Source organism: Bradyrhizobium sp. 604_D8_N2_3 (genome assembly GCF_051810765.1).
Taxonomy (GTDB): domain Bacteria; phylum Pseudomonadota; class Alphaproteobacteria; order Rhizobiales; family Xanthobacteraceae; genus Bradyrhizobium; species Bradyrhizobium barranii.
The window spans coordinates 5,211,416-5,224,983 of record NZ_JBPWPM010000001.1; the positions used below are offsets into that span (position 1 = coordinate 5,211,416).

General features: G+C 65.2%; 13 protein-coding genes. 9 read left to right on the plus strand and 4 right to left on the minus strand.

Translation table 11 applies throughout. The features are described from left to right. Positions 1-7 precede the first annotated feature (7 nt). The 7 genes from AB7245_RS24780 (at position 8) to AB7245_RS24810 (ending at position 5,525) form a co-directional block, all read left to right on the plus strand. Positions 8-634: an HAD family hydrolase gene (locus AB7245_RS24780; protein WP_085404587.1), complete on the plus strand. Its 627-nt coding sequence runs from the start codon at positions 8-10 to the stop codon at positions 632-634. Positions 635-789: 155 nt separating this feature from the next. Beyond that, the gene (locus AB7245_RS24785) at positions 790-984 is read left to right on the plus strand and encodes a hypothetical protein (protein WP_063983049.1); all 195 of its coding nucleotides are present in this window, start codon (positions 790-792) and stop codon (positions 982-984) included. Between the two features lie 231 nt (positions 985-1,215). Beyond that, a complete protein-coding gene (locus tag AB7245_RS24790; RefSeq protein WP_085404586.1) occupies positions 1,216-2,427 on the plus strand; it encodes a molybdopterin molybdotransferase MoeA in 1,212 nt (403 codons plus the stop codon). Between the two features lie 176 nt (positions 2,428-2,603). After that, a complete protein-coding gene (gene lexA / locus AB7245_RS24795; protein ID WP_014494969.1) occupies positions 2,604-3,305 on the plus strand; it encodes a transcriptional repressor LexA in 702 nt (233 codons plus the stop codon). Between the two features lie 207 nt (positions 3,306-3,512). After that, positions 3,513-3,734 (plus strand): hypothetical protein, encoded by a 222-nt coding sequence (locus AB7245_RS24800; protein ID WP_085404585.1) that lies wholly within the window; start codon positions 3,513-3,515, stop codon positions 3,732-3,734. Positions 3,735-3,926: 192 nt separating this feature from the next. Continuing rightward, on the plus strand, positions 3,927-4,361 hold the full coding sequence (locus AB7245_RS24805) for a hypothetical protein (protein ID WP_063983046.1): 435 nt from the start codon (positions 3,927-3,929) through the stop codon (positions 4,359-4,361). A gap of 222 nt (positions 4,362-4,583) precedes the next feature. Next, on the plus strand, positions 4,584-5,525 hold the full coding sequence (locus tag AB7245_RS24810) for a GAF domain-containing protein (protein ID WP_085404584.1): 942 nt from the start codon (positions 4,584-4,586) through the stop codon (positions 5,523-5,525). A 9-nt stretch (positions 5,526-5,534) separates the two neighbouring features. Here the strand turns inward: AB7245_RS24810 and AB7245_RS24815 are convergent, their stop codons facing one another. The 4 genes from AB7245_RS24815 to AB7245_RS24830 form a co-directional block, all read right to left on the minus strand. Then, on the minus strand, positions 5,535-7,829 hold the full coding sequence (locus tag AB7245_RS24815) for a ComEC/Rec2 family competence protein (protein ID WP_354116180.1): 2,295 nt from the start codon (positions 7,827-7,829) through the stop codon (positions 5,535-5,537). Positions 7,830-7,924: 95 nt separating this feature from the next. Continuing rightward, complete coding sequence (locus AB7245_RS24820; RefSeq protein WP_028149639.1) at positions 7,925-8,158, minus strand: DUF2171 domain-containing protein; 234 nt, start codon at positions 8,156-8,158, stop codon at positions 7,925-7,927. A gap of 179 nt (positions 8,159-8,337) precedes the next feature. Continuing rightward, complete coding sequence (locus AB7245_RS24825; protein WP_085404582.1) at positions 8,338-8,724, minus strand: YybH family protein; 387 nt, start codon at positions 8,722-8,724, stop codon at positions 8,338-8,340. 13 nt (positions 8,725-8,737) lie between these two features. Continuing rightward, on the minus strand, positions 8,738-10,414 hold the full coding sequence (locus AB7245_RS24830; RefSeq protein ID WP_085404581.1) for a glutamine--tRNA ligase/YqeY domain fusion protein: 1,677 nt from the start codon (positions 10,412-10,414) through the stop codon (positions 8,738-8,740). A gap of 143 nt (positions 10,415-10,557) precedes the next feature. Between AB7245_RS24830 and gltX the strand changes: the two genes are divergently transcribed. Both gltX and gltA read left to right on the plus strand, forming a co-directional pair. Next, the gene (gltX, locus tag AB7245_RS24835; RefSeq protein WP_085404580.1) at positions 10,558-11,985 is read left to right on the plus strand and encodes a glutamate--tRNA ligase; all 1,428 of its coding nucleotides are present in this window, start codon (positions 10,558-10,560) and stop codon (positions 11,983-11,985) included. 169 nt (positions 11,986-12,154) lie between these two features. Next, positions 12,155-13,459, plus strand: a complete 1,305-nt coding sequence (gene gltA, locus AB7245_RS24840) for a citrate synthase (RefSeq protein WP_071913479.1) — start codon at positions 12,155-12,157, stop codon at positions 13,457-13,459. The last annotated feature ends 109 nt before the right edge of the window (positions 13,460-13,568 follow it).

Consider the following 13,568-nt stretch of genomic DNA (forward strand, 5'->3'; position numbering starts at 1 on the left):
GGATGCAATGAGCTCGCTCTCTCCCGGCAGCGCGGACGCGCTCCTGTTCGATCTCGGGCGCGTCGTGCTCGACATCGATTTCTCCAAGGCGATCGCCTGCTGGGCGGGACATGCCGGCTGCAAGCCGGAAGCCATCGTCGCGCGCTACGTGCGGGACAGCGAAGCCTACCGGCTGCACGAGGTCGGCAAGATCAGCGACGAGGCCTATTTCGACTCGCTGCGCGTCTCGCTCGGGATCGGCATCTCGGACGCGCAGTTCCTGGAGGGCTGGAACGCGATCTTCGCCGGCGAGATGCCCGACATCGCCGAGCTGCTGCCGCGTGCGGCACAGCAGTTGCCGCTCTACGCCTTCTCCAACACCAATCGGCCGCATGTCGACCACTTCTCGAAGGAATATGCCGGCCTGCTCGGCCATTTCCGCGAGCTGTATCTGTCGTCCAGCATCGGCCTGCGCAAACCGGATGTGGAGGCCTTCGACCATGTCGTGGCCGCGATCGGCGTGCCGGTGAACCGCATCGTGTTCTTCGACGATCTTGCCGAGAACATCGAAGGAGCGCGGTCGCGCGGCCTGACCACGGTCCACGTGACCTCGCCCCGCGACGTCGGGAACGCCCTCAAGGCGCTCGGAATCTGATCTCTGGCCGGCAAGCCGACGGGCCGCGAATGGAACTATTTTGCCCGGGGGCGAGGAACCAAGTCCCTTTGTGCATTTTTATACAGAGTTCCCGGAACGATTGCCCCTCTCAGGACTCATGAGTCCGTTGGGAATTCTACATCGGGCTTATCGTCGTGTTGGGCAAAACCTACCTCACCAAGCAGGCCTCTCTGCTGATGAAATTCGCCAGAACCACCTCGGATTCTGACCTTTCCGCAAAACTGATCAGCAAGGCCGCCGACCTGAAATCCCAGGCCGACCCGCTGCCTGACAAGGATCAGGGCCCCGCAGCGCCGGACGTCAGTCCGTACAAGCAGCCGGGGGGCTGACCGATGCTGGCCGTGGCTCTCGTCCTTCTCGTCCTCGCCATGGCCATCCTCGTACCGGTCTGTCTCGCCTTCTGGATCATGCCGCGGCGGACTTGATGCTCACCCTTCATCGCAGAGCGGATGACGCAGGATAAATCATCCTGCGCGGCCACTGTTTTGCCTCTGCGCCTGCACTCGGCTAGAACTCTCGCCGCCGATTTGCCCGAACGGGCCCAGCAGGAGTTTTCACCCGTGGCCCTGATGCCGGTTTCCGACGCGCTCGCTGCGGTGCTGGCGGGCGCAGAGCCGCTGCCTGAAGAGATGATCGCGCTCGACGCGGCCTTCCACCGCGTGCTGGCGCGCGACGTCGCGGCGCGGCGCACGCAGCCGCCGCAGGCGATGTCGGCAATGGACGGCTATGCGGTGCGCGCGGTCGATGCGGCGCAGATCGACTCCCAGCTCACCCTGATCGGCGAGGTCGCGGCGGGCCGACCGTTTGCGGGATCGGTCGGCGCCGGCGAGGCCGTGCGTATCTTCACCGGCGGTGTCGTTCCCGATGGCGCTGATGCGGTCGTGATCCAGGAGGACACGATCGCGGACGGCAAGCGCATCACCATCAAGGAAGCCGCCGTAACGGGGCGGCACATCCGCCCCGCCGGCGTCGACTTCTCGGAAGGCGACGTGCTGCTGCGCAAAGGGGCCCGGCTCACCGAGCGCGACCTCGCGCTCGCCGCCGGCATGAATTACCCGCAACTGCCGGTCCGGCGACGCCCGAAGGTCGCGATCCTCGCCACCGGCGACGAGCTGGTGATTCCGGGTACGACGCCGGGTCACGGCCAGATCGTCTATTCCAACGGTTATGCCCTGCACGCGCTCGCCCGCAGCGAGGGCGCCGATACCATCGACCTCGGGGTTGCCGCCGACACGCTGGAGGCCACCACGGCCGGCATCGGCCGCGCGCGGGAGAGCGGCGCGGACATCCTGATCACGACCGGCGGCGCGTCGGTCGGGGACCACGATCTGGTCCAGCAGGCGCTGAGGGACGAAGGTATCTCGATGGCGTTCTGGAAGATCGCGATGCGGCCGGGCAAGCCGATGATGAACGGGCGGCTCGGCGCGATGCGTGTGATCGGCCTGCCCGGCAATCCCGTGTCATCTTACGTTTGCGGCTTCCTGTTCATGGTGCCGTTGATTCGCGCGCTTTCGGGCCGTTCGATGATTCATCACCGCCGCGAACGCGCGGTGCTCGGCCGCGATGTCGGCGCCAATGACCAGCGCGAGGATTACCTGCGCGCACGCCTCGAGCTGCGCGACGACGGCACGCTCGTCGCCCTTCCGGTCAATCACCAGGATTCCTCGCTGCTTGCGAATCTTGCTGCGGCACAGGCACTTCTCGTGCGCGCGCCATTCGCGCCGAAGGCCGAAGCCGGCACGCCTTGCGAGGTCTTGCGGCTGCCCGTGTGATCGCTTCGTTCGCGTGCGTTCCGCGAACTTTGTCGCGTTCACGGTAAATTAAGCAGTTGCGGAACATGTATCGAACATATAGTGTCCGTTCATGATTTGTTTCGAGAATGTAGCGGCTTACTGCTGAATTCAGCGTCTCGGAATCGAACGACATCAACCGGGGGATTTTGGTCGAGATGTTAACGCGCAAACAATACGAGCTCCTGCGGTTCATCAGCGAACGGCTGAAGGAAAGCGGCGTGCCGCCCTCCTTCGATGAGATGAAGGACGCGCTCGACCTGCGCTCGAAATCAGGCATCCATCGCCTGATCACCGCGCTCGAGGAGCGCGGCTTCATCCGGCGCCTGCCCAACCGGGCCCGCGCCATCGAGGTGATCAAGCTGCCCGAGCTTCAGGCCGCCGCCGGCAGCCGCCGCGGCTTCACACCGAGCGTCATCGAAGGCAATCTCGGCAAGGTCCGCACGACTTCGAGCCCGCCGGCGGACGAGGGCGAGCGCCCCGTCGCGGTCCCCGTGATGGGCCGCATCGCGGCCGGCACGCCGATCGAGGCCTTGCAGACCCGCAGCCACACCATCAGCGTACCGCCTGACATGCTCGGCTCGGGCGAACATTACGCGCTCGAAGTGCGCGGCGATTCCATGGTCGAGGCCGGCATTCTCGACGGCGACATGGCGCTGATCCAGCGCAACGAGAGCGCCGATACCGGCGATATCGTGGTGGCGCTGATCGACGACGAGGAGGCGACGCTCAAGCGCTTCCGCCGCCGCGGCGCCTCGATCGCGCTCGAGCCCGCCAACGCCGCCTATGAGGTCCGCATCCTCCCGCCCAACCGGGTGAAGATCCAGGGCAAGCTGATCGGGCTGTACCGGAAGTATTGATACCGGACGTGCCGGTATCGGTTATTGGGCGCCCCGCGCTCTTTCGATCGGCATCGCTGATCCGAGATTGGAGCGGACGATTGTCCGCTTCCGCTGGATAGTCTTTCTGGTTTCGCGCAGATTATCCGGCCCCTCCTCCGACGGTAAATCCTCGGCACGCCGCACGAAGCAGCCCTGCTTCGCGGCCTTCAGGTTCGAGGAGAAGTCATGCGCCGGATCGTTCCGAGCAAAATTGCTGTGGCGCTGATCGCAGCATCAGCGTCGCAAGCCTTGGCCGTGCAAGCCTTGGCCGTGCAAGCCTTGGCCGCGCAATCGCGGCCCCGTGTCCGCAAGGACACCGCCGTAAGCGAGCAAGTCCGCAAGGCCGTCGACCAACCGTCGCGGCCGGGCTGGCAATATTCCGGCTGGTCGGCGCCTGCGGGGCGCTGACACGCGCCCGCAGAATGCAAAGGGGCGGGCTTTGTTCCTGGTGGATTCGGGAAAGTTAATGTGATTGCGGCCTGCGGCGGCGAGCCGTAGATTTGCCTACAACCCGGCAGAACGTTTGGTATTTCCACTCTGATAGAGGCCTGCGCCTCGATTAAGAGACGTGGGTCGCTATCCCTGCATGAGGAGCACCCGATGTGTGACTACAGCCTGCATGCCGTCGCGTCGCGTCCCGCCGAAGTCGGCGAGACGATCGTCACGACAACCTTCCGCGGCACCTCGACGCGCGGCTTTGCCTCCGCGGCCGATCCGACCGTCGCGGTCTGCCTGCTCCCGGGGACGGAGCTCGCCTTCGCCGACAACGTCCGCTACGACAATCGCTGGATCTGGACGCGCACCGTCAATTCGCGCGTCGGCAAGTTCGGCAAGATCGATCCGCACATTCCCGATCGCCATCATGATGCGATCGAATTCCCCGACGGCAAATCCGTGCTGGTGACGCAGCTGGTCGAAGGCCAGCGTGCGACCGTGCTGCAGCTACCGGTGACCCAGCCGCTCGGCGAGCGCGAGCACAAGCCGCAGACCATCACCGACAGCCGGACAACCATCACCCGCCTGCCGATCGGCTGATGCAGCCATTCCCGGCCGGCAGGTCGGGCCAGGATTGAAATCGCCATCGCCGGCCGAGGCCGGCGAGATGGTGTCGTTTGTGTCCCGCGAAACTCCATCGGGCGGACCAAGCCGTGGCGTCTCCACCGCACGAAGTTTGCGCTGTCCTGCCTGAATTTTGAACGTCCGTTCCGCAGCCAAATGGCCGATGCTTGGTGCGGCTTGAGACGGCGGGCACGTTCGATGAAGACCTTCATTCGCGTCGTTGAACTCTGGGTGCCTGACCGCACGCGCATGCGGCTGGAATTCGGCGGCGGCCTCTACGGCGAAGGGTTGTCCGCGTTTAGGGACGTGAGCGAGGGTCTGCATTTCGGATATGACGAGGGGCTTCCCGGCAAGGCCTGGACCAGCGGCCACCCCGTGATCCTCACCAGATTCACCGATTCCTATTTCAGGCGGACCGATCAGGCCATCGCCGCCGGGCTGACCTGCGGCGTTGCGGTGCCGGTGTTTTCAGGCGAATTCCTGCAAGCCGTCATGGTGCTGTTCTGCGGCGACGATGAGGCCCATGTCGGCGCGATCGAGCTCTGGCACAACGATGCCGAAACCTCCCACGAGATGGCGCTCGTCGACGGCTATTACGGCACCGCCGACATGTTCGAATTCAACTCCCGCCATACCAGATTTCCGCGCGGCTTCGGCCTGCCCGGCCGCATCTGGAAAGCCGGCCTGCCGCTGATCATCAAGGATCTGCACGATGCCAGGAGTTTTCTGCGCTGGGAGGACGCCGCCAAGGTCGGAATCAATCTCGGCGTCGGCGTTCCCTACCGGACCGGCACCGATCAGACCTGGGTGCTGACATTCCTCTCCGCGCAGGCGACGCCAATCGCGCGACGCTTCGAGATCTGGGTCCCGGACGAGGCCCGTTCGGCGCTGGTCTTCCGCGCCGGCGATTGCAGCGGGCAGACCGACCTCGCCGCGCTTTATGCGGCGAAATCCATCGCCAAAGGCGAAGGCAGCATCGGCGGGGCCTGGGCCACCGGCATGCCCGCGCTCAACGACGATCTCGCGCGTGACGGCTCGGTCGCGGCCTTGCAGGCCTGCGCCTCTGGACTGAGCCAGATGGTCGTCCTGCCGGTGATCGGCAACGCCAGGCTCGACGCCGTGCTGGCCTGGTATCTGTAACCCGTCCGCTCAATCCTCGGCCTGCAGGTCGGCTTCCGATGGCGTCGCGTCGCGGTTGCGGGGAGCCGCCGCCTGCGGCGCAAGGCTCGCGCCGAAATCCGCCTCGCCGGCGGCCGCCGGCGACCACGGACGGTCTGCCCCCCTTGCCTTCGCCGCCTGAACCGCGAAGCCGTCGCCGCTTCGCGTCAGCGCCAGCGCGCCCTGCCTTGCGAGACGCTGACGGTCGACAACCATCGCTGCGCAATCCGGCGGCGCCGGCCGCGCCGTCACCACCAGCGCGGCCCGGCTGCAATCGTCAGCCAGTGAATCGATGCGCAAGGCCAGCGCGACCAGGCGCCCGTCGGCGAGCGGCGTCACGCAGCCGGCCTCGTCGCACGACACCCCGGCGGCCAGTGAGGCACTGCCGGCATCGCGCGGATCGGCGTCGGCGGCGAGCCATTCCTTCAGAAGAAAACTGTCCTTGCTCGACCTGATGAGATGCAGGTGCCCATCCCTGCCCCGCACAGCGACGCTCTGGCCGTCACCGGCGATCAGGACATCGGGCTGCCGCGCGCACAGTCCCCAGAGGATCGCGGCCAACAGCACCACCGCGCCGGCCCAGCGCAACGGCGTGCGCAACAAGCCCATCACGATGATTCCCAAGCTTGCAACGATCAGCGGTGCGATGCCGAAAGCCGAGATGCGGCCGACCGCGCCCGGCAAAGCGGCCACCCAGCGCGACACCGCAACCATCCAGTCGATGCCGATCCCCATCAGCCACCAGAACGGACCATCAAGTCCGAACGGCGCTGCAATCAAACCCAACAGGCCCGCGGGCATCACCAGGGCCGAGACCACCGGCATCGCCCCGAGGTTGGCGAGCACGCCGAACGGGGTGACGCGGTGAAAATGGAAGGCGGCATAGGGCGTGGTCGCGAGCCCCGCGATCAGCGAGGCCAGGAACAGCATCGCGATCTCGCGTCCGCCCCACATTGCAATCCGCGCGGTCGCGGAATGATCGGGCGACGCAAACAGGTTTGGCATGCCGATCTGCACCAGTGCCACCAGTCCGAGCGTCGCGGCGAAGGACATTTGAAAACTCGGATGCACAAGTGCCTCCGGTGCGACCGCGAGCACGATCAGCGCGGCCACCGCCAGCGTGCGGAAGGTGATGGCACGGCGATCGACCATGACCGCGATCAACACCACCGCGGTCATGAAGAACGATCTTTGCGTCGCGACCTCCGCACCCGACAGCAGCAGATAGAACGCGGCTGCGACCAGCGCGGCGGCCGCCGACCATTTCTTGATGGCAAAGCCGGCCGCCATTCCAGGGATCAACGCCAGCAGCGCGCGCACCGCGAAGAAGACCACGCCGGCGACGACCGCCATGTGATAGCCGGAAATCGAGAGCACATGTCCGAGCCCCGAGATGAACATGGCGTCGTTGACGGGCGTGGTAATCGCATCGCGCCGGCCCGTGAGCAGCGCGGTCGCGATCGCCCGATTGTCGCCCTCGAGCGTGGCGCGGATGCGCGCGTCGATCGCATCGCGCAGACCCTGCATGAAGGCGGCATAACGCAGCCGCAAGCCGCCGGCATCCGGCGGCGCCGATGCCGCAATCGTGCCCATCACGAAGCCGGAGGCGCCGATGCCCTGGAAGAACATGTCGCGCGAAAAGTCATAGCTGCCGGGGCGCACCGGCGACAACGGCGGCAACAGCCGCGCCTTCAACTGCACGAAGCTGCCGACCTCGGGCGCAGTCCCCTTGCGCACGGAGAGGCGCACGCGCTCGAGCTTGACGTCGCTGCGCTGCGCCTCCATCGCGGTGACGCGCAGCACGAAGCGGTCGGTGCGCTCGCGGATGTCGCGGGTCTCGACGAAGCCCGACAGCGAGACGGAATAGAGCGGCTTTGCCAGCACCGTGTGCGCGATCCGCGCCGTCTTCCAGGTCGCCGTGGCAAAACCGGCCGCGACCGCCGCGATCATGATCGCCGGCGCAAACAACCGGCTCCGCCGCAACAGCACGGCGCCAAGCGTGAGCGCGATGGCCGTTGCGGCAACGACCCACAGCACCGGTTCATGATCGGCGGCAAAGTAGAGCGCGATGCCGCCGCCGAACGCGACCGGCACCCACGGCAACAATCGCCCGGCGCCGGCCTCGGCGCGCGCCCATTCGCGCAGGGTCTCGGCCAGCGACGTCCAGAGGTCGAACCCTGCCGGCGCGAGGCCGCCCGCGGAGGCAGCTCGGCCGACGGGCCAAGTCCCCGCGATCCAAGTCCCCGCAATCCCCTGGGACCGAACTGGCCGGCCCGGCTCCGCCATTCCCTGCACCTTACGATACGCGACAGGCCAGGAGGCTACCGGAACGTGCGGCTGCGCGAATAGCGGTACGGATCAGGAACGGAGCGAAGGTCCCCCTACTTTTCCTCTTCCATCGTCACGGCGACGTCCGCCTTGGCCGAGAGCCGAACCTTGTTGCCCTCGACACCGGCGACGAGGCCCTTGTCGATGAAGTGATGGTGGCCCTTGTGGCTGCCCTCGCCGCTGTCCTTCTTGGTCAGCTTGATGCGATGGCCCTCGACCTTGTCGACCGTGCCGATGTGGACGCCATCGGCGCCGATGACTTCCATATGCTCTGCGATGTTCTGCATGGTGGGTTCCTTGTTGGACCCACCCCAACGCGCGGGGGCAGCGTTCGTTGCTATCGCAATTCCGGGGCGCGCCACTTGGCGCGAGCCCGGAATCCATAACCACAAGTCTGGGTTATGGATTCCGTGCCTGGCCCTTCGGGCCATCCCGGAATGACGAGAGAGGCGGAGTAGCGCGACAGCTAGATCAACGGCGCGCGCGACGAGGCATGGTGATTGACGATCTTCCAGTCGCCGTCCTCGCGGAGGATGACCCAGCTCATCTTGACCGAGAACTCCGCCCTCTCGCCGGCGAGGTCAAACGACACGATCGCGGCCATGTTGATCAGGTCCGAACCGGCCTGCGCGGCTTGCACGTCGGAAAAGGCCGCGCTCGGCTGGCGCCAGCGCGGCAGGCCGTTGAAGTAGTCGGCGACGCCGTCCCTGCCCCGATAGAGTCTTGGATTCGAGCCGAAGAAGAACGCGTTCTTCGCATAGAGCGACGACAGCGCAGCCGCATCGAGCGTCGCGAAGCCGGCGCACCATTTCGCGATGATGGCGGAAACGATCGCGTCGGCTTCACTGCTCATAGGCCCAATCCCCTCAGCCCTTGGCGACTTCCTTCGCGAACGTATCGCGCAGGCCTATCGTCCGCGAAAACACCGGCTTGCCCGGCGTCGAGTCCTTGTCGCGCACGAAATAGCCCTGACGCTCGAACTGCATCGGCTCGGTCGAATTGCTTTCCGCAACCGATGCCTCGATCCGCGCGTTGGAGAGGATCTCCAGCGACTGCGGATTGAGATCGGCCGCGAAGTTCGAGGCGTCCGGGCTCGGATTGGAGAACAACTGGTTGTAGATGCGGATCTCCGCCGGCACCGACGTCGCCGCCGGCAGCCAGTGCATGGTCGCCTTGACCTTGCGGCCGTCGGGCGCGTTGCCGCCCTTGGTCGCGGGATCGTAGGTGCAGCGCAGCTCCACCACTTCGCCCGCTGCGTTCTTGATCACACCGGTGCACTTGACGAAATAGGCGTAGCGCAGCCGCACCTCGTTGCCCGGCGACAGGCGGAAGAACTTCTTCGGCGGGTTCTCCATGAAGTCGTCCTGCTCGATATAGAGCTCGCGGCCGAACGTGATCTTGCGCGTGCCGGCCGAGGGATCGTCCGGATGGTTGATCGCCTCGAGCTCTTCGGTCTGCCCTTCCGGATAGTTCTCGATGACCACCTTGAGCGGCCGCAGCACGCCCATGCGCCGCTGCGACGTGCGGTTCAGCTCCTCGCGGATGCAGAACTCCAGCATGCCGACATCGACGACGCTGTTGGCCTTGGCAACGCCGATGCGCTTGACGAATTCGCGCAAGGCTGCGGGCGGCACGCCGCGGCGGCGCATCCCCGCTACAGTCGGCATGCGCGGATCGTCCCATCCGGCGACATGACCGTCGCGGACGAGCTGGGTCAGCACGCGCTTGGACAGCAGCGTGTAGGTCAGGTTGAGCCGCGCCATTTCGTACTGGTGCGGCTTGGACGGCACCGGCAGCTTTTCGATGAACCAGTCGTAGAGCGGCCGATGGTCCTCGAACTCCAGCGTGCAGATCGAGTGCGTGATGCCCTCGATCGCATCCGACTGGCCGTGCGCATAATCGTAGCTCGGATAAATCGACCACTTGGTGCCGGTGCGCGGATGGTGCGCATGCAGGATGCGGTACAGCACGGGGTCGCGCAGGTTGATGTTGCCCGCGGACATGTCGATCTTGGCCCGCAGCACGCGCGCGCCGTTCGGGAATTCACCGGCCTTCATGCGGCGGAACAGGTCGAGATTCTCGTCCACGCTGCGGTCGCGGAACGGCGAGTTCTTGCCGGGCTCGGTCAGCGTGCCGCGCGCGAGGCGAATCTCCTCCTGGGTCTGGTCGTCGACATAGGCGAGCCCGTCGCGGATCAGCTTCTCCGCCCATTCGTACAGGCGGTCGAAATAGTCCGAGGCGAAGAACAGGTTCTTGCCCCAGTCGAAGCCGAGCCAGTGCACGTCGGCTTGGATGGAATCGATGTATTCCTGCTCTTCCTTGACCGGGTTGGTGTCGTCGAAGCGCAGATGGCAGCGGCCCGGAAACTCCTGGGCGATGCCGAAATTGAGCGCGATCGACTTGGCGTGCCCGATATGCAGGTAGCCGTTCGGCTCCGGCGGGAACCGGGTCACGATCTCCTGGTATTTGCCCTGATCGAGGTCGGCCTGGATGATGTCACGAATGAAATCGCGCCCAACCTCGTTCGCCACCGGTTCTGTCATTACGAAAATCCTGTAGGGAAATCAGCGGCCCTTCTGCCAAATTCGCTTGGCTGAGCCAAGAGCTTAGCGGTCCACTGCCGGGCTTTAGTTATGCTCCGGTCCTGTTATATACCACCGCCTCCAATGCATAGGCCCTGCCAAGAATGACCGATTCCGTCGTCACCCGCTTTGCTCCCTCGCCGACCGGCTTCCTCCATATCGGGGGCGCCCGCACGGCGCTGTTCAACTGGCTCTATGCGAAAAAGCACGGCGGCAAGATGCTGCTCCGGATCGAGGACACCGACCGGGAGCGCTCCACGGAGGCTGCGATCGGCGCCATCCTCGACGGCCTCAAATGGCTGGAGCTCGGCTGGGATGGCGACGTCATCTACCAGTTCAGCCGCGCCGCCCGCCACCGCGAGGTCGCCGAGCAGCTGCTCGCCGACGGCAAGGCCTATCGCTGCTACGCGACCGCAGAGGAGCTCACCGCCATGCGCGAGAAGGCGCGCAGCGAGGGCCGCACCCGCCTCTATGACGGCCTATGGCGCGACCGTGACCCGGCAACGGCGCCTTCCGACGTCAAGCCCACCATCCGCCTTCGCGCGCCGCAGACCGGCGAGACCGTGATCGAGGACCAGGTCCAGGGCCGTGTAGTCTGGCAGAACGAGAACCTCGACGATCTCGTCCTGCTGCGCGGCGATGGCAATCCGACCTACATGCTCGCTGTGGTGGTCGACGACCACGACATGGGCGTCACCCATGTCATCCGCGGCGACGACCATCTGATCAACGCCGCCCGCCAGAAGCAGATCTACGACGCCATGGGCTGGGCGCTGCCGAGCATGTCCCACATCCCCCTGATCCATGGCCCGGACGGCTCGAAGCTCTCCAAGCGCCATGGCGCGCTGGGCGTCGATGCCTACCGCGCCATGGGATACCTCCCGGCGGCGCTCCGCAATTACCTCGTCCGTCTCGGCTGGAGCCATGGCGATCAGGAGATCTTTTCGACCGAGGAGATGATCGCCGCGTTCGACCTCGCCAGCGTCGGCCGCGCCGCCGCCCGCTTCGATTTCGCCAAGCTCGAAAACCTCAACGGCCACTACATCCGCCACGCCGACGATCAATCACTCGTGAAGATGTTCGAGGACGTGCTCGACCACGTCGTGCCCAGCCGCAACGAGCTTAAGGCCAAGTTAAACGACACGACGCGGGCGCAGCTTCTCAAGGCCATGCCGGCCCTGAAGGAGCGCGCCAAGACGCTGATCGAGTTGATCGACAGCGCCTGTTTCATCTTCGCCGACCGGCCGCTGGAGCTCGATCCCAAGGCGGCAGCGCTGCTGACGCCCGAGAACCGCAAGCTGATCGGCCAGCTTCATTCCGCGCTGGAGAAAGTCGAGACGTGGAGTGCGGCGAATGCGGAGGCCGCGCTGCGCGCCTTTGCCGAGGAAAATAGTCTCAAGCTCGGCGCCGTCGCCCAGCCGCTGCGGGCTGCGCTGACGGGACGGTCGACATCGCCTGGTATATTTGAGGTTTTGGACGTGCTGGGACGCCAGGAAAGCCTGGGCCGGCTTAAGGACCAGTCCAAGGACTAGGCCAAGGACCAGGCTACGACGTAAGTCGACCATGCGTGCGGCGATCTTGCAGCGCACACAGCAATAATATACCCATCTCACCCGTACCTTCTGGAATATCCGGCCTGCCCCACCAAGTCATCGGGGCCTTCCGGGTCCGGCCCGTTTCACCACACATCGGGGACCTCTGATGGACGCAAAAGCAAGCAATAAGACCGCCACGCTGACGGTCGGAAACAAGAACTACGATCTCCCGATCCACAGCGGCAGCGTCGGGCCTGATGTCGTCGATATCGGCAAGCTCTACGCCCAGTCCGGGCTGTTCACCTACGATCCCGGCTTCACCTCGACCGCAAGCTGCGAGTCCAAGATCACCTATATCGACGGTGACGCCGGCGTGCTGGAATACCGCGGCTATCCGATCGAGCAGCTCGCCGAGAACGGCGACTTCCTCGAGACCTGCTACCTCCTGCTCTACGGGAACCTGCCGACCGCCGCGCAGAAGAAGGATTTCGACGACCGCGTGATCCATCACACGATGGTGCACGAGCAGATGGCCCGCTTCTTCCAGGGCTTCCGCCGCGACGCCCATCCGATGGCGGTGATGGTGGCCTCCGTCGGCGCGCTCGCCGCTTTCTACCACGACTCCACCGACATCAACGATCCGAAGCAGCGCATGATCGCGTCGATGCGCATGATCGCCAAGATCCCGACGCTGGCGGCCATGGCCTACAAGTACACGATCGGCCAGCCCTTCGTGTATCCGAAGAACTCGCTGAAGTTCGCCGAGAACTTCCTGCACATGTGCTTCGCCGTGCCGTGCGAGGAGTACAAGATCAATCCGGTGCTCGCTGACGCGCTGGACAAGATCTTCATCCTGCACGCCGACCACGAGCAGAACGCCTCGACCTCGACGGTGCGCATCGCCGGCTCCTCCGGCGCCAACCCGTTCGCCTGCATCGCCGCCGGCATCGCCTGCCTTTGGGGCCCGGCGCATGGCGGCGCCAACGAAGCCGCGCTCGCGATGCTCGCCGAGATCGGCTCGGTCGACAAGATTCCGGAATTCATCGCCAAGGTGAAGGACAAGAACAGCGAAGTCCGCCTGATGGGCTTCGGCCACCGCGTCTACAAGAACTACGATCCGCGCGCCAAGATCATGCAGAAGATGTGTCATGCCGTTCTCAAGGAGACCGGCCATGGCGACGATCCGATGCTGAAGGTGGCGCTCGAGCTCGAGAAGATCGCGCTCAGCGACCAGTACTTCATCGACCGCAAGCTCTACCCGAACGTCGACTTCTATTCGGGCATCACGCTGAAGGCGATGGGCTTCCCGGTCTCGATGTTTACCGTGCTGTTCGCGGTCGCCCGCACCGTCGGCTGGATCAGCCAGTGGAGCGAGATGATTGAGGACCCGCAGCAGAAGATCGGCCGTCCGCGCCAGCTCTACACCGGCGTCACCCGCCGCGACTACGTCGCGATCAAGGACCGGAAGTAAGATCGGCCTTAGGGCTTTTGGAAACGGCGCCATCCTGCGATGGCGCCGTTTTTGTTTTTGGGGCCCGTAGGGTGGGCAAAGCGAAGCGTGCCCACCACCTCTCCGCGAG

What these genes read in the sequence shown, in the direction of transcription:
- AB7245_RS24780 (WP_085404587.1), top strand. Translation starts at nt 8, where the DNA reads ATGAGCTCGCTCTCTCCCGGCAGCGCGGACGCGCTCCTGTTCGATCTC.
- lexA (WP_014494969.1), top strand. Translation starts at nt 2,604, where the DNA reads ATGTTAACGCGCAAACAATACGAGCTCCTGCGGTTCATCAGCGAACGG.
- AB7245_RS24800 (WP_085404585.1), top strand. Translation starts at nt 3,513, where the DNA reads ATGCGCCGGATCGTTCCGAGCAAAATTGCTGTGGCGCTGATCGCAGCA.
- AB7245_RS24805 (WP_063983046.1), top strand. Translation starts at nt 3,927, where the DNA reads ATGTGTGACTACAGCCTGCATGCCGTCGCGTCGCGTCCCGCCGAAGTC.
- AB7245_RS24810 (WP_085404584.1), top strand. Translation starts at nt 4,584, where the DNA reads ATGAAGACCTTCATTCGCGTCGTTGAACTCTGGGTGCCTGACCGCACG.
- AB7245_RS24815 (WP_354116180.1), bottom strand. Translation starts at nt 7,829, where the DNA reads ATGGCGGAGCCGGGCCGGCCAGTTCGGTCCCAGGGGATTGCGGGGACT.
- AB7245_RS24820 (WP_028149639.1), bottom strand. Translation starts at nt 8,158, where the DNA reads ATGCAGAACATCGCAGAGCATATGGAAGTCATCGGCGCCGATGGCGTC.
- AB7245_RS24825 (WP_085404582.1), bottom strand. Translation starts at nt 8,724, where the DNA reads ATGAGCAGTGAAGCCGACGCGATCGTTTCCGCCATCATCGCGAAATGG.
- AB7245_RS24830 (WP_085404581.1), bottom strand. Translation starts at nt 10,414, where the DNA reads ATGACAGAACCGGTGGCGAACGAGGTTGGGCGCGATTTCATTCGTGAC.
- gltX (WP_085404580.1), top strand. Translation starts at nt 10,558, where the DNA reads ATGACCGATTCCGTCGTCACCCGCTTTGCTCCCTCGCCGACCGGCTTC.
- gltA (WP_071913479.1), top strand. Translation starts at nt 12,155, where the DNA reads ATGGACGCAAAAGCAAGCAATAAGACCGCCACGCTGACGGTCGGAAAC.